Source organism: Streptomyces sp. NPDC059917, from assembly GCF_042730635.1.
GTDB lineage: Bacteria > Actinomycetota > Actinomycetes > Streptomycetales > Streptomycetaceae > Streptomyces.
The window spans coordinates 26,872-46,154 of record NZ_JBHWLC010000065.1 but is presented as its reverse complement, the minus strand read 5'-3'; the positions used below and the strand labels follow the sequence as shown (position 1 = coordinate 46,154).

Here is a 19,283-nt window from a genome sequence, read left to right as displayed (position 1 = left end):
CGTCTGGGCCCCGCTCTGGGGGGGTTAGGGGCGTTTACCCCTCTGGGGGGGGACCCCGGGGCGCGCATTCGCGCCCCGGGGTCCGCGCCGTCCGCGGCGGTGCGCCGGACGGGGGCGGGGGCCGGTGCCGAGACAAAGTAGTCTTGAGTCCATGCCCGAACGCCGTACCGTCGCCCTTGTCACTCTTGGCTGCGCCCGTAACGAGGTGGACTCGGAGGAGCTCGCAGGCCGCTTGGCGGCGGATGGCTGGGAGCTCGTCGAGGACGCCGCCGATGCGGACGTAGCCGTCGTCAACACCTGCGGCTTCGTCGAAGCCGCCAAGAAGGACTCCGTAGACGCCCTGCTGGAAGCCAACGATCTCAAGGATCACGGCAAGACCCAGGCCGTCGTCGCCGTCGGCTGTATGGCCGAGCGCTACGGCAAGGAACTCGCCGAAGCGCTCCCCGAAGCCGACGGAGTCCTCGGTTTCGACGACTACGCCGACATCTCCGACCGCCTCCAGACGATCCTCAACGGTGGCATCCACGCCTCCCACACCCCGCGCGACCGGCGCAAGCTGCTGCCGATCAGCCCGGCCGCCCGCCAGGAGACCGAGGTCGCCCTGCCCGGCCACGCGCAGGAGCCGGTCGCCGAGGCCCCCTCGGACCTGCCCGACGGCCTCGCGCCCGCCTCCGGGCCGCGCGCGCCCCTGCGCCGCCGCCTGGGCAACAGCCCCGTCGCCTCCGTCAAGCTCGCGTCCGGCTGCGACCGGCGCTGCTCCTTCTGCGCCATCCCGTCCTTCCGCGGCTCCTTCATCTCGCGCCGTCCCAGTGACGTGCTCGGCGAGACGCGCTGGCTCGCGGAGCAGGGCGTCAAGGAGATCATGCTGGTCTCCGAGAACAACACCTCGTACGGCAAGGACCTGGGCGACATCCGCCTGCTGGAGACCCTGCTGCCCGAGCTGGCCGAGGTGGACGGCATCGAGCGCGTCCGCGTGAGCTACCTCCAGCCCGCCGAGATGCGGCCCGGCCTGATCGACGTACTGACCTCGACCCCCAAGGTCGTGCCGTACTTCGACCTGTCCTTCCAGCACTCCGCCCCGGACGTGCTGCGCTCCATGCGCCGCTTCGGTGACACCGACCGGTTCCTGGAACTGCTCGACACCATCCGCGGCAAGGCGCCGACGGCCGGCGTGCGGTCCAACTTCATCGTCGGCTTCCCCGGCGAGAAGGAATCGGACTTCGCCGAGCTGGAGCGTTTCCTCACCCACGCCCGCCTCGACGCCATCGGCGTCTTCGGCTACTCGGACGAGGACGGCACCGAGGCCGTCACCTACGAGAACAAGCTGGACGAGGACACCATCGCCGAGCGGCTCGCGCACATGCAGCGGCTCGCCGAGGAGCTGACCTCGCAGCGCGCGGAGGAGCGGATCGGGGAGACCCTGGAGGTACTCGTCGAGACCGTGGTGTCGGTGGACGACGAGGACGAGGACGCCGCGGGTGCCTACGGGCGCGCCGCGCACCAAGCGCCCGAGACCGACGGCCAGGTCGTCTTCACGGACGGCGCGGGTCTGGTGCCCGGGCGGATCGTCACGGCGAAGGTCGTCGGCACCCTGGGCGTGGACCTGGTGGCCGAGCCCCTGGGCGCCGACTTCGGGGATCTTGAGGAGGCGGCCGGATGACCGGAGTCCCCGCACCCGCGGCGGGCGGGACAGGCCGTCGGCCCGCGCCCGGCGCGAAGCTGGGGGCCGCGGCCGTCAACCAGGCCAGCCTGTGGAACATCGCCAACATCCTGACGATGATCCGGCTCGTGCTCGTGCCGGGATTCGTGCTGCTGCTGCTCGCCGACGGGGGCTACGACCCCGTCTGGCGGGCGTTGGCGTGGGCGGCCTTCGCCGTCGCCATGATCACCGACATCTTCGACGGGCACCTGGCCCGGACCTACAACCTGGTCACCGACTTCGGGAAGATCGCCGACCCCATCGCCGACAAGGCGATCATGGGGTCGGCTTTGGTGTGTCTGTCCTGGCTCGGGGACCTGCCCTGGTGGGTCACCGGGGTGATCCTGGGCCGGGAGCTGGGGATCACGCTCCTGCGGTTCTGGGTGATCCGCTACGGGGTGATCCCGGCGAGCCGGGGCGGGAAGATGAAGACCCTCGCCCAGGGCACGGCGGTCGGCATGTACGTGCTGGCGCTCACCGGGCCGCTGGCCACCTTGAGGTTCTGGGTCATGGCGGTGGCCGTACTTCTCACAGTCGTCACGGGTTTGGACTACATTCGCCAGGCCGTCGTGCTGCGTCGGGCGGGCATCGCCGCGGAGCGGGCCGCGAGGTGACGCACGGGACGGCGGAGTCCGAACGGTCACCCGAGGGGCGCACGGCGGCCCGGGGGGCCGCCGAGGCGGCCGCGTACGTCCTGGACGTGCTCGCGGAGAGTGACCAGACGGTCGCCGTCGCGGAATCCCTCACGGGCGGGCTGGTCGCCGCCGAGCTGACCTCGGTCCCCGGGGCTTCGCGGTCCTTCCGCGGCTCGGTCACGGCGTACGCGACGGAGGTCAAGCAGCGGGTGCTCGGCGTCGACGCCGCGCTGCTGGAGGCGCACGGAGCGGTGAACGCGCAGGTCGCAGAGGAGATGGCGGCCGGAGTGCGGCGCGTGCTGGATGCTTCGTGGGGCGTTTCGACCACCGGGGTGGCCGGTCCGGAGCCGCAGGACGGGCAGCCCGTGGGGACGGTTTTCATCGCCGTCGCGGGACCTGCGGGCAGGAAATCCGCCCGGCTGCGGTTGAACGGCTCGCGTGCGGAAATCCGTAGGGAGAGTGTACGGACAGTGCTCGAACTTCTCTCGAGCGAACTCCGCGAGAATCTGCGAAGGCAGGACACGGAACGGAACGGGGGGATTTGATGTTTGCAGCCCTGAGTGAACACGACATCGCTCCCCGCACGGCCGCCGCGCGAGGCGGTACGGTGGGGCGTGAAGGTTACGGCTACACGGTCAGAGGAGGGAGCCACCGATGATTCTGCTCCGTCGCCTGCTGGGTGACGTGCTGCGTCGGCAGCGCCAGCGCCAGGGCCGTACTCTGCGCGAAGTCTCCTCGTCCGCCCGAGTTTCGCTCGGCTATCTCTCCGAGGTGGAGCGGGGGCAGAAGGAGGCATCCTCCGAGCTGCTCTCCGCGATCTGCGACGCGTTGGACGTACGGATGTCCGAGCTGATGCGCGAAGTGAGCGACGAACTGTCGCTCGCCGAACTCGCGCAGTCGGCCGCGAGCGAACCGGTCCCGGTACCGGTGCGCCCGATGCTCAATTCGGTCTCCGTGGCCTCGGTCACGGGTGGACCGCCGGAGCGGGTGACCATCAAGTCGCCCGTGGAAGCGGTGAATGTCGTCGCCGCTTGATCGCAAGAGCGTGAGTGTGACCGGAGCCCCGGTCGGCGTGTGAAGCGCCGGCCGGGGCTCCCGGTCGTTCCGGGCCGTCGCGCACCCGTGCGCGGGGCGCTTCTGGGTGCGCACTCGCGGGGGGTGCGCGAGGATGGTCGAGTCCATCCCGGCCCTGGGAGGCTGCCGTGCGGCGGATACGGAACCTGCGCATACCCCTGGCCCTGGCCGTGGGCCTGCTGTGGTGGTGGGCGGTGCTCCGGCTCGCGCTGGTGCCCGCGGCCGCCGGGCCGGTCGAGGGGGCGGTGGCCGTGGGCGGCTGGGGGCTCGGGCTGCTGCCGGTGCACTGCGCCCGCCACCGGGCCGCTACCAGGGCATCGAGACTCCGCCGTTCGGGCGCAGGATCTGACCCGTCATGAACGACGAGGCGTCCGAGGCGAGGAAGAGCACCGTCTGCGCGATGTCCTCGGGCTCGCCGACCCGGCGCAGCGGGGACATCCGGATCATCGCCGCCTGCGTCTGCTCCTGGACCTCGACGCTGTGCCGGCCGGTCATCGGGGTGCGCACCCACCCGGGCGCGACGGCGTTGACGCGGATGCCGTGCGGGCCCGCCTCGGTGGCCAGGGTCTTGGTGAGCTGCACGACGGCTGCCTTGGCCGCGCTGTAGCAGAGCAGGCCGGGCTGGGCGGCGTCCATGGCGCCGGAGGCCATGGTGACGATCGAGCCGGGGCGGCCGGCCGCGATCAGGGCGCGGGCGGCTTCCTGGCAGGTGAACAGGATCCCCTTGAAGTTCACGTCCATCACCCGGTCGAGGTCCTCGTCCAGGGTCTCCAGCACGCTGCTCGTGTGCATGATCCCGGCGACCGCGGCCGTGATGTCCGGCGGCCCCCCGGCCTCCACGACGGCCCGCAGGGCCGCGCGGTCGGTGACGTCGAGGACGTGGACGGTGGCGGCCGCGCCCCCGGCCGAGGCGATCAGGTCGGCCGTCCCGGCGAGGCCCGCCGCGTCGCGGTCCGCGCAGCGCACGGTCGCGCCCGCCCCGGCGAGGAGCACGGCGGTGGCGCGGCCGATGCCGCTGGCGGCTCCGGTGATCAGGGCGGTGCGGCCCGTGAGGTCGTAGGCGGCCAGGGACGCGGGGGCGGGTACGGCGCGGGGTGAGGGCATGCCGGGACCGTACGACTGTATCTGACGGAGCGTCAACTACCGTACGGGGCCGGATTGGCAGCGCGGGCACCAGTAGGTGGGCCGGTCGTCCTGCGGGGCCTCGCGGACCGGGGTGCCGCAGCGCAGGCAGGGGCGGTGGGCGCGGCCGTACACGAAGAGCTCCTGGCCGCGCCGGGGGCTCCCGGTGGTGTTGCGCGGCCGGTCCTTGTTGGCGTCCAGCAGGCGGTGCGCGGCCCCGGCCAGCCGGGGCAGGGTGCGCTCGGGCTCGGGCAGGTCGCCGACCGGGGTCCAGGGGGTCACCTGGGCCAGGAAGCACAGCTCGGCCTTGTAGATGTTGCCGATCCCGGCGAGGTTGCGCTGGTCGAGCAGGGCCTCGCCGAGGGGGCGGGCCGGGTCGGCGAGCAGGTTGCGGGCGGCGAGCTCCGGGTCCCAGTCGGGGCCCAGCAGGTCGGGCCCGAGGTGGCCGACGACGCGGTGCTCGTCGGCGGTGCGGAGCAGCTCCAGCACCGGGAGGCGGTACCCCACGGCGGTGCGGTCCGCGGTGGCGAGGACGGCCCGGATCTGGTGGTCGGGGCCGCCGCGCCAGGGCTCCGCGGGCCCGAACACCCGCCAGGACCCGTCCATCCGCAGGTGGCTGTGCAGGGTGAGGCCGCCCTCCACGCGGTGCAGCAGGTGCTTGCCGCGGGGCGTGACGTCGAGGGTGGTGCGGCCGGTGAGGTCGGCGGTGGCCAGCCGCGGGACGCGCAGGTCGCTGCGGACCAGTTCGCGGCCGGCCAGGGCGGCGTGCAGGCGGGTGGCCGCGCGCCGGATGCTGTCGCCTTCGGGCATGGGGCCATTGTGGCCCCGGGCCCGAAGGCGCGCCGGACGGACTACTTCCAGGTGATGCCCTTGCCCAGGGTGAAGGGGTCGCCCCAGTACTCGGCCGAAGCGACCTTGGTCTCGGCGGAGGGAGCCAGTGCGACGGCGCAGCCCGCGGTGACCTGCCCGTTGGTGAAGCCCTTGGGCAGGGAGTCGTTGGGGCACTTGTCGAACTTGCCGATGACCAGGAGGTCCTGGGCCTCGGTGCCGTCCCCGAGGTGGCCCTTGATGTGGCCGACCGAGGCGAAGGACAGGTCCGTGGTACCGACGTTCTTGACCTGGTAGCGGATGTAGTACGGAACCATCCCCTTCACCTTGTCGCCCAGCTTGAAGGGGGCGAGGTCGGTCGGCTGGCCCTTCTCGATGGCCGTGACGGCGAGGGCGATGGTGCCCTTGGTGCTGCCGGAGGCGAACGGGAAGGTCGCCTGCTCGCCGATCTTGAACTGCTGGCCGGCCTTCGCCGCGGCCCCGCCGCCGGTGGCGGGCGCGGCGGCGCTCGGGCTGGCCGAGGAGCTGGGCGCGGCGCTCGTGTCGGGCGCGTACGCCGACTGCGACGGCTGGGCGGCGGAGGGGGAGGCGGTCTTCGCCGCGCCCGTCTCCTCGTTGCCGCTCTTGCAGCCGCTCAGGGCCAGTACGGCGACGACCGCGAGGCCCGTGGCCGCCAGGGTGGTTCTGCGCGTGCGGAACTCGTTCATTGCGTCCCCCAATTGTTTGTGACGGTCCACCGTCAACTCAATGATCAGCGGGCAGCCTAGTCGGCCGAAGGGCCGCCAGTGCGCCGGGCGCGTCCCAGGTACGTCTCAAGCCCGTACCAGCCTCACGGGCGCAGCCGCAGCCCCCTCGGCGTGGCGTGGAAGCCCGCGGCCTCCAGGCCCGGGCCCAGCGGCGAGGTCAGCGCGGGGGAGGCGTTGATGCGCTCCACCGTCAGCGCGGGCAGGGCCCCCGACCGGCAGCCGGCGGCCAGGGCCGCCGTCGCCGCCGCCAGCCGCGGGTCGTCCGCCTCCGGCCACGCCAACAGGGTCTTGCCGCCGCGCTCCAGGTAGAGCGTCAGCTCCCCGTCGACCAGCACCACCAGCGAGCCCGCCTTGCGCCCGGGCTTGTGCGCGGATCCGGCCGGCGGCTCGGGCCACGACAGGGCGGCGCCGTAGGCGGAGGCCGGATCGGCCGCCGCCAGCACCACCGCCGCCAGCGGGGCCGGGTGCCGCTCGGCGGCCCGCAGCCGGTCCACCGCGCCGTCCATCGCGAACTGCGCCGCCCCCAGCCCCTCCACCACATAGCCGCGGCGGGCCTGCCCGCTGTCCTCGAAGGCCGACAGGATCCGGTAGACCGCGCTGAAGCCGCCCTCCACCCCCTCGGCCGCGACCGCGCCCCGGGTCACCACCCCGTGCCGGTCCAGCAGGGTCCGGGCCAGGGCGTGCGCCCGGTGGGTCGGGTCGGCCGCGCGGGCGGGCAGCAGGGACCACCGCCCCGAGACGGTCGGCGGACCGGTCCGCGAGACCTGGGCGCCGAGCGTGCCGTAGCGCCCGCGCGGCACGGTCCGCCGGGCCCGGTGGGCCGTCGCGCCCGCCGTCCGGCCCGAGCCCAGCAGGGCGCGCAGCGGCGCCAGGGTGTCATTGGTCAGCCGCCCCGACCAGGCCAGGTCCCACAGCGCCTGGGAGAGCTGTACGTCGCTCACCTCGGGGTCCCGCCCGCGCACCATCTCGGCGATCTGCCGGAAGAACAGGCCGTACCCGCCGGACAGGGCGTCCAGGATGCCCTGGTGCAGGGGGGAGGGGTCCAGCGGGTGCGGTGGCGGGAGCAGCAGCGGGGCCGCGTCCGCGAGGTAGAGGGAGACCCAGCCGTCCTTGCCGGGCAGCGCTCCGGCGCCCGCCCAGAGCACCTCGCCGCTGGTGGTCAGCTCGTCCAGCAGGGCCGGGGAGAAGCCGCCGACCCGCGACGGCAGGATCAGCCGCTCCAACGCCGACGCCGGGACCGGGGCGCCCTGGAGCTGCTCCACCGCCCGGGCCAGCCCGTCGATGCCGCGCAGCGCGCCGCCCAGGTGCTGCCACTGGGGCAGGAAGGTGGCCAAGGAGGTCGGCGGGACCGGCTCCAGCTCCTGGCGCAGCGCCGCCAGGGACCGCCTGCGCAACCTGCGCAGCACGGTCGCGTCGCACCACTCCTGGCCGATGCCCGCCGGATGGAACTCGCCCTGCACCACCCGGCCCGCCGCCGCGAGCCGGTGCAGGGCGCCGTCGGCCGTGGCCGTGCCCAGACCGAAGCGGGCGGCGACCGCCGCCGTGGTGAACGGGCCGTGCGTCCGCGCGTACCGGGCCAGGAGGTCGCCGAGCGGGTCCTTGACCGGCTCGGTGAACGCCTCGGGCACCCCCACCGGCAGGGCGGTCCCCAGCGCGTCGCGCAGCCGCCCGGCGTCCTCGATCGAGGCCCAGTGCTCCGCGCCGCCGATCCGCACCGCGATCACCCGCCGGGCCCGCGACAGGAGCCGGGCCCAGGCCGGGTCGGCGCCCCGCTCGGCCAGCTCCGCCTCCGTCAGCGGGCCCAGCAGCCGCAGCAGGTCGGCCACCGACTCCGCGTCCCGGGCCCGCCGGTCCTCGGTCAGCCACTGCAGCTCCCGCTCCAGCTCCGCCAGGACCTCCGCGTCCAGCAGCTCGCGCAGCTCCGCCTGGCCGAGCAGCTCGGCCAGCAGCCGGGAGTCCAGGGACAGCGCGGCCGCCCTGCGCTCGGCCAGCGGCGAGTCCCCCTCGTAGAGGAACTGGGCGACGTAACCGAACAGCAGGGACCGGGCGAAGGGGGACGGCTCGGCCGTGGTGACCTCCACCAGGCGGACCCGGCGGGCTTCGACGTCCCCCATCAGCTCGGTCAGGCCGGGCACGTCGAAGACGTCCTGGAGGCACTCGCGCACCGCCTCCAGGACGATCGGGAACGAACCGAACTCGGAGGCTACCTGGAGCAGTTGGGAGGCCCGCTGGCGCTGCTGCCACAGCGGGGTGCGCTTGCCGGGATTGCGCCGCGGCAGCAGCAGGGCGCGCGCCGCGCACTCGCGGAAGCGGGACGCGAACAGCGCCGAACCGCCCACCTGATCGGTGACGATGCCCTGGACCTCGCCCTGGTCGAAGGTGACGTCGGCCGCGCCCAGCGGGGCCTTCCCGTCGTCGAACTCGAAGGCGAAGGCGGCGCCGCCCGCCGGGGCCGGGTCGTGGTCCAGCAGGTCGAGCGGCTCGCCGCCCAGCCCCAGCAGGTCGGCATCGGGCAGGCGCAGCACGATCCCGTCGTCGGCGTGCATGACCTGCGCGTCCATGCCGTAGCGCTCGGCGAGGCGGGCGCCCAGCGCGAGCGCCCACGGCGCGTGCACCTGCGCGCCGAAGGGGGAGTGCACCACCACCCGCCAGTCGCCCAGCTCGTCGCGGAACCGCTCGACCACGATGGTCCGGTCGTCGGGCACGTGACCGCAGGCCTCGCGCTGCTCGGCCAGGTACGCCAGGACGTTGTCGGCGGCCCAGGCGTCCAGCCCGGCGGCCAACAGGCGCAGCCGCCCGTCCTCCTCGGACAGGGCACCGACCTCGCGGACGAACGCGCCCACCGCGCGGCCGAGCTCCAGCGGGCGCCCCAACTGGTCGCCCTTCCAGAACGGCAACCGCCCGGGCACCCCGGGCGCCGGGGTCACCAGCACCCGGTCCCGGGTGATGTCCTCGATCCGCCAGGAGGTGGTGCCCAGGGTGAAGACGTCGCCCACCCGGGACTCGTAGACCATCTCCTCGTCCAGCTCACCGACCCGGCCGCCGCCCTTCTTCGGGTCGGAGCCCACCAGGAAGACGCCGAAGAGGCCGCGGTCCGGGATCGTGCCGCCCGAGGTGACCGCCAGGCGCTGGGCCCCCGGTCGACCCGTGACCGTACCGGCCACGCGGTCCCACACCACGCGCGGCCGCAGCTCCGCGAAGGCGTCCGACGGATAGCGCCCGGCCAGCATGTCCAGCACCGCGGTGAACGCCGACTCCGGCAGGGCCGCGAAGGACGCCGCCCGGCGCACCAGGGCCAGCAGGTCGTCCACCTGCCAGGTGTCCATCGAGACCATCGCGACCAGCTGCTGCGCCAGGACGTCGAGCGGATTGGCGGGGACGCGCAGGGACTCGATGGCCCCGACGCGCATCCGCTCGGTGACCACGGCCGCCTGCACCAGGTCGCCGCGGTACTTGGGGAACACCACGCCGGTGGAGACCGCGCCCACCTGGTGCCCGGCCCGTCCCACGCGCTGGAGCCCGGAGGCCACCGACGGCGGCGACTCCACCTGCACCACCAGGTCCACCGCGCCCATGTCGATGCCCAGTTCGAGACTGGAGGTGGCGACGACGGCGGGCAGCCGACCCGCCTTGAGGTCCTCCTCGACCAGGGCCCGCTGCTCCTTGGACACCGAACCGTGGTGGGCGCGGGCGAGCAGGGGCGGGGCGCCCTGCGCCGCGCCCGACTGGGCCATGATCTCGGCCGGGGGAGCGCCCGCGGGCAGCGGCTCGCCCATCGCCCGTTCGTAGGCGATCTCGTTGAGCCGGTTGCACAGACGCTCCGCGAGGCGGCGGGAGTTGGCGAAGACGATCGTGGACCGGTGGGCCTGCACCAGGTCCGCGATCCGCTCCTCCACATGCGGCCAGATCGACGGCTTGTCCCCGCCCTCCTTGCCCTCGGTGGCGGGCGATCCACCCAACTCGCCCATGTCCTGCACCGGGACGACCACCGACAGGTCGAACTCCTTGGTCGAGGGCGGCTGGACGATCTCCACCTTGCCGCGCGGCGACAGGTAGCGCGCCACCTCGTCCACCGGCCGGACCGTCGCGGACAGCCCGATCCGGCGCGCCGGTCGGGGCAGCAACTCGTCGAGCCGCTCCAGGGAGAGCGCCAGGTGGGCGCCGCGCTTGGTCGCGGCCACCGCGTGCACCTCGTCGAGGATCACTGTCTCGATCCCGCTCAGCGCCTCGCGCGCGGCCGAGGTCAGCATCAGGAAGAGGGACTCGGGGGTGGTGATGAGGATGTCCGGCGGACGGGTCGCCAGCGCCCGGCGCTCGGCGGGCGGGGTGTCCCCGGAGCGGATCCCGACCCGGATGTCGGGCTCGGGCAGCCCGAGGCGCAGCGATTCCTGCCGGATGCCGGTCAGCGGGCTGCGCAGATTGCGCTCCACGTCCACCGCGAGGGCCTTCAGCGGCGACACGTACAGCACCCGGCAGCGCTTCTTCGGCTCGGCGGGCGGCGCCACGGCCGCCAACCGGTCCAGCGCCGCGAGGAAGGCGGCCAGCGTCTTGCCGGAGCCGGTGGGCGCCACCACGAGGACGTCCGAGCCCTCCCCGATGGCCCGCCAGGCACCCTCCTGCGCGGCGGTGGGCGTACGGAAGGCCCCCGTGAACCAGGAGCGGGTAGCGGGGGAGAACGCGTCGAGCGCGGAGCCGGCCATCCCCCCATCGTGCACCCCGCCACCGACAACGGCCCGGACCTGCGCGGACGTGCGCGGACGTGCTGCGGGCAAGGGGCGCAGAATGGAGGAATGGCAGCGGTGGAGGATGCGGGGCGCGCGGCGCGCGGGACCGGTGAGTGGGCCCGGCACTGGCAGTACGCCGAGCTGCCCGGCCTGGACCTGCTGCGCGCCCACTACGTGCGCCACACCTTCCCGCGGCACGCCCACGACGGGTACGTCATCGCGGCCGTCACCCACGGCGTCGAGGAGATCGGGATGCCCGGCGGCGTGCTCCGGGCCGGTCCCGGCAGCGTGGTCCTGATCAACCCCGAGGTCCCCCACTCCGCGCGCGCCGGGGTCCCCGAGGGCTGGGGCTACGCCACCCTCTACCCCTCGCGGGAGCTGATCGCGCAGGTGGCCGAGGAGAGCGGCGCGCCGCGCGGCACACCCGGCTTCGGCCCGGCCATGGTCATGGACGCACAGGCCGCACGGATGATCGCCGAGGTGCACCGGGGCGCCGAGGAGGGCAACCCGCTCGCCGCCGACACCCTGCTGCGGGGCGTGGTGGCGCGGATGCTGCAACGGCACGCCGCGCCCCTGCCGGTCCGCCGGACAGCCGCCGCGGGCGCCGCCGACGCCGAGCGGGCCAGGGAGGTGCTGGAGGCGCGGATGTGCGCACCGCCCTCGCTGGAGCAGCTCGCGGACGAGCTCGGCACCCGCCCCTTCGCCCTGCTGCGCGCCTTCCGCGAGCGGTACGGGATGCCCCCGCACACCTGGCTGACGGACGCCCGGGTGCGGCGGGCCCGGCTGCTGCTGGAGGCGGGCACGCCGCCCGCCGAAGCGGCCCTCGCGGTCGGCTTCAGCGACCAGCCGCACCTGAACCGGCACTTCACCCGGATCGTGGGGGTCCCACCGGGGGCGTACCGGAGGGGCCGAACCGGCGCCGGGTGACCGGGAACTTCGCGGCCTCGGCGCCCAGGTGGTGGCCGAGCGCCCGGTAGGCGTCGAACTGCGCGTGGTCGAACCACTGGTCGAAGGTGCTGTCCCGGGGGAACGCCTTCTCCTTGAGGGCGTACGAGAGCAGCTCGTAGGGCATGTCCGGGGTCAGACCGGCCTTGGCGAAGACGATCGTGGCGAACCGCGACGGCTTGCGGCGCCCGGGGAAGAGGACCGGCTCGGGGTACTCGACGACGCCGCGCACGACGCAGTCGGCCGAGAAGCGGGTGTTGAGCCCGGCCATCGCCTCCTGCGGGTCCAGCTTCGCCGCGCTGCCGGGCACCAGCCGCAGCACCTCCGCCTGGTCGAAGGTGATCCGCACGCCCAGGTCCTCGTAGGCGAGGGTGACCGCCTCGGCGAGGGTGCGGGCCAGCGGCGGCGGATCGCCCGAGGAATCGATCACGTACACGGTCTCGCAGCGCAGCCGCAGCAGCTCCACCAGGCCCAGGTTGTCGAAGTGGCCGCCGTCGGTGCACAGCACCATCGGGCTGGTGTCGGTGTAGCGCCCGGCCAGCTCCTGGAGCTGGTAGCGCAGCCGTCGCACCCACGGCAGTCGGGGCATCGTCCAGTCCGGTTCGTGCCGGGCGACCTCGGCCAGGTAGGAGGGGTTGGGCACCCAGGTGCCCAGGCGCAGGTTGGACAGGGCGAGCAACCGCTGGACGGCGCTGCCTTGAGTGCCCATCGCCGAGGCGAACGCGGCGCCCGACACCGCCACCGCGGACTGCACGGTGAGGTCCCGCCGGACCAGCGGGTGCGCCGTCTCCTCCATCGTGGACGTGCGCACCCAGCCGGTGTCCGGGCCCCCCACCCAGTCGTGGGAGAAGGTGAAGGGCACCGCGGGCCGCCCCGGCGCGGTCCGGTTGCGCAGCGACATGGCCGCCGAGGCGGCGAAGATGACCTGCGGGAAGCCCTCGACCCGCTTGCCGTGCGTGCTCAGCCGGGTCGACTCGGCGTTGTAGTCGTAGGGCAGCGCGCCGATCGACCCGTCGCGCAGGACCGCCCGGCGCACGGCGAAAGCGCCGGCCAGCCGCTGCCGGTAGAAGGGGTGCAGGCTGAAGGTGGTCTGGTCGATGAGGATCGCGGTCAGGAGCAGGGCGATCGGGAGGCCGAGCCGCCAGCCCACCGGCCAGCCGGGCGCGGAGACCGCCGACCAGGACAGCAGCGACAGGCCGAAGAAGGCGACCAGGAGCAGCACCAGCCACACGACGGCCGTGGTGATCGGGCCGCCCCCGATCCGGGTCACGATCGACGAAGGGGATACGGAGCGCGACGTGCTCTCGCCGCTCGGCATCAGGGTCTTCACCTTGTCGCTCACGGCGGTGTACACCGCGCCGATGCCGGTGGCGGCGGCCGTGAGGGCGCCGAGCAGCGAGATGCCGGGGCCGCCGGTGGGCACGTCCGCCCGGTGCGCCAGCGACGAGAGGTAGGCGAAGAACCAGAACACGGCGGGCAGCACCACGGCGAACACGACGACCAGCGCCGCCAGGGTGAGGGGACCGCGCGTGATCGTGCGGACCCAGGCCGGTCGGGACCTCCCGCGGCGCGCCACGATCAGGGAGGACGCCGCCGAGACGACGGCCGAGACCCCGACCAGGGCGAGGACGGGGTACAGGACCCGGGGGTGCGGCGCGAAGTCGGGGAAGTGTGCATGGCGCGCCGGGCGCAGCGCCGTCAGGTCGATGAAGGGGACCATGTCGTAGAAGGCGCCGAGGAGCACCCCGGCGACCACGAAGGCGAGGCCGAGCATCCCCAGGGACACTCCGAGGCCGCGCAGGATCACCCCGGCGGCCAGCAGCTTCTCGCGCGGGCTGTCCGCGAGGTACTTGGCGTGGCGGCGGATGTGGTCCTCTTCGGGGCTGCCCGGCGCGAACACGTCCCGCGCGGTGGCGAGCGGCGTCGATCGGCTTCCCGCCGCCTGCGTGTCCTTGGGCATCAGCGCCAGCTGGAACGCCCCCGCCGTGTACCCGCCGCCGGAGACCGAGACCAGGTAGCGCGCCCGACCCAGCACCCCGCCCTCGCGCAGCGCCTGGAGGGCGCCCAGGGTGACCGCCGCGGAACGGATCCCGCCGCCGGAGACGCAGATGCCGACGGACGCCGGCTCCCGGCCGGGCGGTTGGTAGGCGCGGGTGCGCCAGCGGGCGAGCGCGCTGTCCCGGGGGGCGCCGGTCCTGGTGGAACCGGCCCAGTCGCGCACCGCCGTGGTCGCGTGCGGGGCCACCGGGGCCGCGATGACGTCCGGGTCGGCCCACCGCTCGGAGCCGTCGGCGAGGCGGTGGGCCTCCTGGACCCGGGCCGGTTTCCCGCACGGCGGGGCGTTGGTGACCCGGGCCCGCAGCGGGAAGAGGCGGGCGAAGAGGGTGAGCCCGATCCACCCGGCGGCGCCCGCCAGCGGGAGGGCGAGCGACCACTTCAGCAGGGCGAACATCGCCGCCTTGGCCAGGTCGCCGTCCTGGCCGGAGGCCAGCCCGTCCAGCGCGCGGTACTCGAAGACGTTCTCGCCGAGGTCCGCCGCGGCCATGACCAGGGTGGCGCCCAGGCCCCGGACCGCCAAGCGGCGGGACACCTGGCGGTGGAGGAAGCAGCTGCCGAGGCCGAAGAGGGCGAGCAGGACCAGGGTGTACGCGGGAACGAAGAGGAGCGTGTCGAGGCGCAGGGCCTCGTACTGCGCCCGCAGCCGCTCCTTGTAGGGCGGGCACCACAGCTGCGGATCGCAGAGGAGGGGATAGGCCTTCTCCCAGCGCCCCGCCAGCTGGAGCGCCACCTCGCCGGGCACGTTCCGGGGATGTCGGGTGCGGTACAGGGCGAAGAGGGCGCCGGCGGCGATCAGCGCGGCGAAGCTCAGGTACGGGGCCCAGCGGGCGTGCGAAGGACGTTCAACCGGCACGGTGCGAACACGCTTCATACACTCACCGTAGCGAAGTGATCGCTAAGGGTTGCGGTGTGTCGCCGTGTCGGACGCGACCGCCGCAAGAACGTACAAGACCGGGTGGCGGGCGCCCGCATAGCTTCGCCGAGTGAGAGAGCGACAGGCAGTGGACGTGGAACGGGCCGGGGCGACGGCCGACGGGGCCGGTGGGGCCCAAGGGGTCGAGGAGGGCGGCCGGGACGGTCGCCGGGCCGTCGTACGGGACGCCCTCGGCGTCGGCGTGGCCGTCGGGCTGTCCGGCTTCGCCTTCGGGGTGACCGCGGCCGGGGCCGGGATCAGCACCGCGCAGGCCTGCGTGCTGAGCCTGCTCGTCTTCACCGGGGCCTCGCAGTTCGCCCTGGTCGGAGCCCTGGCCGCGGGCGGCAATCCGTTCACGGCCGCGGCCGGCGCCTTCTTCCTCGGGACCCGCAACGCCTTCTACGGGCTGCGGCTGTCCCCGATCCTGGAGCTGCCCCGCGCGCTGCGGCCGCTGGCCGCCCACTGGGTCATCGACGAGACCACCGCCGTCACGCTGGCGCAGCGGGGCCGGGCCCACGCCCGCCTCGGCTTCACCGTCACCGGGCTCACCCTGTACGTGCTGTGGAACCTCACCACCCTGCTGGGGGCGCTGGGCGCGGAGGCCATCGGGGACACGGCCGCCTGGGGCCTGGACGCGGCCGGGCCCGCCGTCTTCCTCGCCCTGCTCGCCCCGATGCTGCGCAGCGCCACCGAGCGGGCCGTCGCCGTGCTCGCCCTGGTGCTGGGGCTCGGCCTCCTGCCGGTGCTGCCGGCCGGGGTGCCGGTGCTGCTGGCCGCGCTCGCCGCACCGGCCGTGCTCTTCCTCAGCGGCCGCCGTACGAAGGGAACCCGTTCGTGAACGTCTGGATCGCCATCGGGCTCACCGTGCTCGGGTGCTACGCCGTCAAGCTCGGCGGGCTGCTGGTGCCCGCGGGGGCGCTGGAGCGGCCGCTGGTGCGGCGGCTGTCCGCCCTGGTTCCCGTCGCGCTGCTGGCCGCGCTCACCGCGCAGCAGACCTTCAGCACCGGCTCCGCACTGGTCGTCGACGCGCGGGCCGCCGGGCTGGTGGCGGCGGGGGTCGCGTTGCTGGTGCGGGCGCCGTTCCTGGTGGTGGTCGCGGTCGCCGTCCTCGTCACGGCGGGGGTGCGGGCGCTGGGCGGCTGATGCCGTGGCGGCCGGGGCGGTTCACCGGCCGAGCGGGCGGCCGTGGGCCCGCAGCGTCAGCAGTGCCTCCAGCGTCGCGATCGGGCGCCGCTCCAGGGTGCTCCCGGGGGCCCAGGCGCGGCGGCGGACCGGCCAGCCGCCGTCCTCCTGCTGCTCGGAGGCGAGGAAGTCCAGCGAGCGCGCGGTCTCCTCGTCGGTGAACCAGCCGCGCGCCAGTGATTCGGGGCGGCGGGCGTAGTCGTGCGGGAAGAGGTGCTCGCCGGGGGCGTAGCCGGGGCCGACCGGGAACTCGGCGCGCCGCCCCGGGTCCAGGACGACCAGGCCCTGCTCGCGCACGAGCCGACCCAGCCGGTCGGCGGCCGCCGCGGCCCGGGGGCGGTCCGGGGTGCCGTCCAGGAAGGCGACGGCGCCCTGGATCTCGTACGGGTGTGACCTGCGCAGGGTCTCGATCCGGTCCCAGCAGAAGTCCGTGGCGCGGAACAGCCAGGCGTGCCAGATCCGGTTGCGGTGGAGCAGGCCCACCACCGGGCCGGTGACCTGGAGCTCGCCCGGCGGGTCGTCCTGCACGGGGTGGTAGGGCGCCGTCGGGTAGGCGCGCGGGGCCGGGAGGGCCACCGGGAGGGCGCCCTCCGCCGTGGAGACCCCGCTCAGGTGGCGGCACAACTGCTCGATCCGCCGCCCCGAGCAGCGGCCGAGGCCGTCCAGGACGCGCAGGGCGTGCACGGTGTGCAGCGGCTGGCTGTGCGGGCCGCGCAGGTCCGGGTCGAGGGCGTGCCCGTAGCCGCCGTCGCCGTTGAGGTAGGAGCCGAGGGCGGTGTCCACCGGGTCGGCGTCGCCGCCGAGGAAGTGGAACGCGAACCGCCGCTGCTCCAGCACCCGCGCCGTGAGCCAGATGAACTGCTCGGCGCGGGCGAGCGGTGCTGTGTCGTCTCCAGCCATGGCCATGGAGGAACCGTAGGACCGGGGCGGGGCGCGGGCGGCGGGAACGGCCCGGGTGCACCCTCCGGGGCGGGATACTGGACGCATGCGGTTGACGATTTTCTGGGAACGGATGGCGGAGCACTTCGGCGCGGGCTACGCGGAGTCCTTCGCGCGCGATCACGTGATGGCCGAGCTGGGCGGGCGCACGGTGGTGCAGGCGCTGGAAGCGGGCTGGGAGACCAAGGACGTGTGGCGGGCGGTCTGTTCGGCGATGGACGTGCCCGCGACGCTGCGCTGACGGGGGCGGTGGCCGAGCGATTGCTGGTGGTACGGGAGACTTGTCCGTGTGGCAGTCACCGACCAGGACCCGTCCGACACCGATCCGATCGCCGAGACCTCCCCGGCCGCGGCGCCCGAGGGGCGTCCGCCCACCGGCGGACCGCCGGACGCCGGGGGCGGTGCGGCGCGCGAGCGGATGCCGCGCTGGCTGCCGCGCGCGGTGGTGCTCGCCTTGGCGCTCGTCGCCTGCTTCCAACTCGGCAGCTGGGCGTTCCACCAGCTCATCGGGTTGCTCGTCAACATCCTGATCGCGTTCTTCCTCGCCCTCGCGATCGAACCGGCCGTGGCCCGGATGGCGGCCCGCGGGATGCGCCGCGGGCTGGCGACCTTCCTGGTGTTCCTCGGCGTGTTCGCGGCGAGCGCCGGCTTCGTCGTCCTGCTCGGCTCGATGCTGGCCGGGCAGATCGTCGACATGGTGGAGGGGTTCCCCCGCTACCTCGACTCGGTGATCGGATCGATCAACAGCACCTTCCACACCGACCTGTCCCGGCTGGAGATCCAGGACAGCGTGCTGCACTCGGACTGGCTGCAGAAGTACGTGCAGAACAGCGCGTCCGGCGTGCTGGACGTGTCGGCGACGGTGCTCGGCGGGCTCTTCCGGCTGCTGACGGTCGGGCTCTTCGCCTTCTACTTCGCCGCCGACGGGCCGCGGCTGCGGCGCGCGCTGTGCTCCGTGCTGCCGCCCGCGAAGCAGTCGGAGGTGCTGCGCGCCTGGGAGATCGCCGTCGCCAAGACCGGCGGCTACCTGTACTCGCGGGGGCTGATGGCGCTGGTCTCCGGGATCGCGCACTACGTCTGCTTCGTGGTGCTCGACGTGCCGTACGCGCCCGCGCTCGCGGTGTGGGTGGGGCTGGTCTCCCAGTTCATCCCCACCATCGGCACCTACCTGGCGGGCGCGCTGCCGATGCTGATCGCCTTCACGGTCAATCCCTGGTACGCGCTGTACGTCCTCGGGTTCGTGGTGGTCTACCAGCAGTTCGAGAACTACGTGCTCCAGCCGAAGCTGACCGCGAAGACGGTCGACATCCACCCCGCGGTGGCCTTCGGCTCGGTCATCGCGGGGACGGCCCTGCTCGGCGCGGTGGGCGCGCTGATCGCGATCCCGGCCGTCGCGACCCTGCAGTCCTTCCTCGGCGCGTACGTGCGGCGGTACGCGGTGGTGCACGAGGGCGATACCGAGGGCGGGTCCGACGGCGGGAGCGGGAGCGGCCCGGGTGACGGCGCGGCCGTCGACCCGGGCGCGGCCGTCACGGGGACGACGCCCGGGCCTACTCCTTGGTCGCGGCGAGTACGGCGTCCACGGCCTCGGTGACGTACGCCTCGGCGGCGGCCTTGCCGACGCCGAGGCCGCTGAGCACGCCCTCGCCGTCCTCCAGTTCGAGCAGCGCGAGCAGGATGTGCTCGGTGCCGACGTAGTTGTGGCCGAGGCGCAGGGCCTCGCGGAAGGTGAGCTCCAGGGACTTCTTGGCGTTCGCGTCGAAGGGGATGAGGTCGGGGATCTCCGCCACGGCGGGCGGCAGGACGGCGGTGGCGGCGGCCCGGACGGCGTCCGGGGTGACGCCCTGGGCGCCCAGCGCGAGGGCGGCGAGGCCCTCGGGTTCGGCGAGCAGGCCGAGGACGAGGTGCGCGGGGCTGATCTCGGCGCCGCCCGCCTTGCGGGCCGCGCTCTGGGAGGCGACCACGACGCCCCGGGCGCGCGGGGTGAAGCGGGAGAAGCCCTGGCTCGCGTCGAGGTCCCCGTCGCCCTTGGGGACGAAGCGCTTCTGCGCGGCCTGTCGGGTGACGCCCATGCTGCGGCCGATGTCGGTCCAGGAGGCGCCCGAGCGGCGGGCCTGGTCGACGAAGTGGCCGATGAGGTGGTCGGCGACGTCACCGAGGTGCTCGGCGACGACGACCGCTCCGCTGAGCTGGTCCAGGGCGTCGGGGTGGGACTGCTTGATGCCCGCGATCAGGTCGTCGAGGCGGACCGGGTTGGTCATGCGCGCGGGGGCCGCAGGATCTGCGGAGCCCGCCGGAGGGTTCGTCGGGTTCGTCATGAGTGCAACCGTAGGTTGACAGTCGGCGGGGTGTCAACCCTGGGTTGTCAGTCGTGTCGAACGTTGCTCGAACCATCGCGGTGGCCGCACACTCGAACCC

17 protein-coding genes are annotated in these 19,283 nt (G+C 74.1%); 10 read left to right on the top strand and 7 right to left on the bottom strand.

The window, feature by feature from the left end; translation table 11 throughout:
• The first annotated feature begins 151 nt into the window (after nt 1-151).
• The 5 genes from rimO (at nt 152) to ACFWAR_RS30050 (ending at nt 3,767) form a co-directional block, all read left to right on the top strand.
• Nucleotides 152-1,660 carry a 30S ribosomal protein S12 methylthiotransferase RimO gene (rimO, locus tag ACFWAR_RS30070; RefSeq protein WP_385783749.1) on the top strand — a complete coding sequence of 503 codons (1,509 nt, stop codon included), beginning with the start codon at nt 152-154 and terminating at the stop codon, nt 1,658-1,660.
• Entirely contained in the window at nt 1,657-2,313 is a 657-nt protein-coding gene (gene pgsA, locus ACFWAR_RS30065) for a CDP-diacylglycerol--glycerol-3-phosphate 3-phosphatidyltransferase (RefSeq protein WP_354381339.1), read from the top strand. Before rimO ends, pgsA begins: the two co-directional genes overlap by 4 nt.
• Before the next feature lie 86 nt (nt 2,314-2,399).
• A complete protein-coding gene (locus tag ACFWAR_RS30060) occupies nt 2,400-2,879 on the top strand; it encodes a CinA family protein (RefSeq protein WP_385783746.1) in 480 nt (159 codons plus the stop codon).
• 109 nt (nt 2,880-2,988) lie between these two features.
• The gene (locus tag ACFWAR_RS30055; RefSeq protein WP_354381340.1) at nt 2,989-3,369 is read left to right on the top strand and encodes a helix-turn-helix transcriptional regulator; all 381 of its coding nucleotides are present in this window, start codon (nt 2,989-2,991) and stop codon (nt 3,367-3,369) included.
• Between the two features lie 167 nt (nt 3,370-3,536).
• The gene (locus ACFWAR_RS30050) at nt 3,537-3,767 is read left to right on the top strand and encodes a hypothetical protein (protein ID WP_385783743.1); all 231 of its coding nucleotides are present in this window, start codon (nt 3,537-3,539) and stop codon (nt 3,765-3,767) included.
• On the opposite strand, the gene ACFWAR_RS30045 is transcribed toward ACFWAR_RS30050, so the two are convergent.
• The 4 genes from ACFWAR_RS30045 to ACFWAR_RS30030 all read right to left on the bottom strand — a co-directional run bounded on the left by ACFWAR_RS30045 (nt 3,715) and on the right by ACFWAR_RS30030 (nt 10,804).
• Nucleotides 3,715-4,512 (bottom strand): SDR family NAD(P)-dependent oxidoreductase, encoded by a 798-nt coding sequence (locus tag ACFWAR_RS30045; protein ID WP_385783740.1) that lies wholly within the window; start codon nt 4,510-4,512, stop codon nt 3,715-3,717. The two genes, ACFWAR_RS30050 and ACFWAR_RS30045, sit on opposite strands and share 53 nt — an antisense overlap.
• 36 nt (nt 4,513-4,548) lie before the next feature.
• On the bottom strand, nt 4,549-5,340 hold the full coding sequence (locus ACFWAR_RS30040) for an Fpg/Nei family DNA glycosylase (protein ID WP_385783738.1): 792 nt from the start codon (nt 5,338-5,340) through the stop codon (nt 4,549-4,551).
• 41 nt (nt 5,341-5,381) lie between these two features.
• Nucleotides 5,382-6,065: a hypothetical protein gene (locus ACFWAR_RS30035; RefSeq protein ID WP_385783735.1), complete on the bottom strand. Its 684-nt coding sequence runs from the start codon at nt 6,063-6,065 to the stop codon at nt 5,382-5,384.
• Between the two features lie 122 nt (nt 6,066-6,187).
• Entirely contained in the window at nt 6,188-10,804 is a 4,617-nt protein-coding gene (locus ACFWAR_RS30030; protein WP_385783732.1) for a DNA glycosylase AlkZ-like family protein, read from the bottom strand.
• A 90-nt stretch (nt 10,805-10,894) separates the two neighbouring features.
• On the opposite strand from ACFWAR_RS30030, the gene ACFWAR_RS30025 reads away from it, so the two are divergent.
• Nucleotides 10,895-11,755 (top strand): AraC family transcriptional regulator, encoded by an 861-nt coding sequence (locus ACFWAR_RS30025; protein WP_385783729.1) that lies wholly within the window; start codon nt 10,895-10,897, stop codon nt 11,753-11,755.
• Here ACFWAR_RS30025 and ACFWAR_RS30020 read toward each other — a convergent pair.
• On the bottom strand, nt 11,694-14,702 hold the full coding sequence (locus ACFWAR_RS30020) for a hypothetical protein (protein ID WP_385783726.1): 3,009 nt from the start codon (nt 14,700-14,702) through the stop codon (nt 11,694-11,696). The two genes, ACFWAR_RS30025 and ACFWAR_RS30020, sit on opposite strands and share 62 nt — an antisense overlap.
• 112 nt (nt 14,703-14,814) lie before the next feature.
• Here ACFWAR_RS30020 and ACFWAR_RS30015 point away from each other — a divergent pair, with 112 nt between their 5' ends.
• Both ACFWAR_RS30015 and ACFWAR_RS30010 read left to right on the top strand, forming a co-directional pair.
• Nucleotides 14,815-15,582 (top strand): AzlC family ABC transporter permease, encoded by a 768-nt coding sequence (locus tag ACFWAR_RS30015; protein ID WP_385783723.1) that lies wholly within the window; start codon nt 14,815-14,817, stop codon nt 15,580-15,582.
• Nucleotides 15,579-15,887, top strand: coding sequence for an AzlD domain-containing protein (locus tag ACFWAR_RS30010; RefSeq protein ID WP_385783720.1), 309 nt, complete (start codon nt 15,579-15,581; stop codon nt 15,885-15,887). The genes ACFWAR_RS30015 and ACFWAR_RS30010 overlap by 4 nt, the downstream gene beginning before the upstream one ends.
• Nucleotides 15,888-15,908: 21 nt before the next feature.
• Here the strand turns inward: ACFWAR_RS30010 and ACFWAR_RS30005 are convergent, their stop codons facing one another.
• Nucleotides 15,909-16,826, bottom strand: coding sequence for a hypothetical protein (locus ACFWAR_RS30005; protein ID WP_385783764.1), 918 nt, complete (start codon nt 16,824-16,826; stop codon nt 15,909-15,911).
• An 85-nt stretch (nt 16,827-16,911) separates the two neighbouring features.
• Here ACFWAR_RS30005 and ACFWAR_RS30000 point away from each other — a divergent pair, with 85 nt between their 5' ends.
• Complete coding sequence (locus ACFWAR_RS30000) at nt 16,912-17,106, top strand: DUF3046 domain-containing protein (protein ID WP_385783717.1); 195 nt, start codon at nt 16,912-16,914, stop codon at nt 17,104-17,106.
• Nucleotides 17,107-17,283: 177 nt separating this feature from the next.
• On the top strand, nt 17,284-18,459 hold the full coding sequence (locus ACFWAR_RS29995; RefSeq protein ID WP_385783761.1) for an AI-2E family transporter: 1,176 nt from the start codon (nt 17,284-17,286) through the stop codon (nt 18,457-18,459).
• Here ACFWAR_RS29995 and ACFWAR_RS29990 read toward each other — a convergent pair.
• Nucleotides 18,416-19,183, bottom strand: coding sequence for a Clp protease N-terminal domain-containing protein (locus ACFWAR_RS29990; RefSeq protein ID WP_385783714.1), 768 nt, complete (start codon nt 19,181-19,183; stop codon nt 18,416-18,418). The two genes, ACFWAR_RS29995 and ACFWAR_RS29990, sit on opposite strands and share 44 nt — an antisense overlap.
• Nucleotides 19,184-19,283: the final 100 nt, after the last annotated feature.

Excerpts from the sequence above, each read along its gene's own strand:
- ACFWAR_RS29995 (WP_385783761.1), top strand. The coding sequence starts at position 17,284 with ATGCCGCGCTGGCTGCCGCGCGCGGTGGTGCTCGCCTTGGCGCTCGTC.
- ACFWAR_RS30045 (WP_385783740.1), bottom strand. The coding sequence starts at position 4,512 with ATGCCCTCACCCCGCGCCGTACCCGCCCCCGCGTCCCTGGCCGCCTAC.
- pgsA (WP_354381339.1), top strand. The coding sequence starts at position 1,657 with ATGACCGGAGTCCCCGCACCCGCGGCGGGCGGGACAGGCCGTCGGCCC.
- ACFWAR_RS30000 (WP_385783717.1), top strand. The coding sequence starts at position 16,912 with ATGCGGTTGACGATTTTCTGGGAACGGATGGCGGAGCACTTCGGCGCG.
- ACFWAR_RS30025 (WP_385783729.1), top strand. The coding sequence starts at position 10,895 with ATGGCAGCGGTGGAGGATGCGGGGCGCGCGGCGCGCGGGACCGGTGAG.
- ACFWAR_RS30035 (WP_385783735.1), bottom strand. The coding sequence starts at position 6,065 with ATGAACGAGTTCCGCACGCGCAGAACCACCCTGGCGGCCACGGGCCTC.
- ACFWAR_RS29990 (WP_385783714.1), bottom strand. The coding sequence starts at position 19,183 with ATGACGAACCCGACGAACCCTCCGGCGGGCTCCGCAGATCCTGCGGCC.
- rimO (WP_385783749.1), top strand. The coding sequence starts at position 152 with ATGCCCGAACGCCGTACCGTCGCCCTTGTCACTCTTGGCTGCGCCCGT.
- ACFWAR_RS30005 (WP_385783764.1), bottom strand. The coding sequence starts at position 16,826 with ATGGCTGGAGACGACACAGCACCGCTCGCCCGCGCCGAGCAGTTCATC.
- ACFWAR_RS30055 (WP_354381340.1), top strand. The coding sequence starts at position 2,989 with ATGATTCTGCTCCGTCGCCTGCTGGGTGACGTGCTGCGTCGGCAGCGC.
- ACFWAR_RS30040 (WP_385783738.1), bottom strand. The coding sequence starts at position 5,340 with ATGCCCGAAGGCGACAGCATCCGGCGCGCGGCCACCCGCCTGCACGCC.
- ACFWAR_RS30030 (WP_385783732.1), bottom strand. The coding sequence starts at position 10,804 with ATGGCCGGCTCCGCGCTCGACGCGTTCTCCCCCGCTACCCGCTCCTGG.
- ACFWAR_RS30020 (WP_385783726.1), bottom strand. The coding sequence starts at position 14,702 with ATGAAGCGTGTTCGCACCGTGCCGGTTGAACGTCCTTCGCACGCCCGC.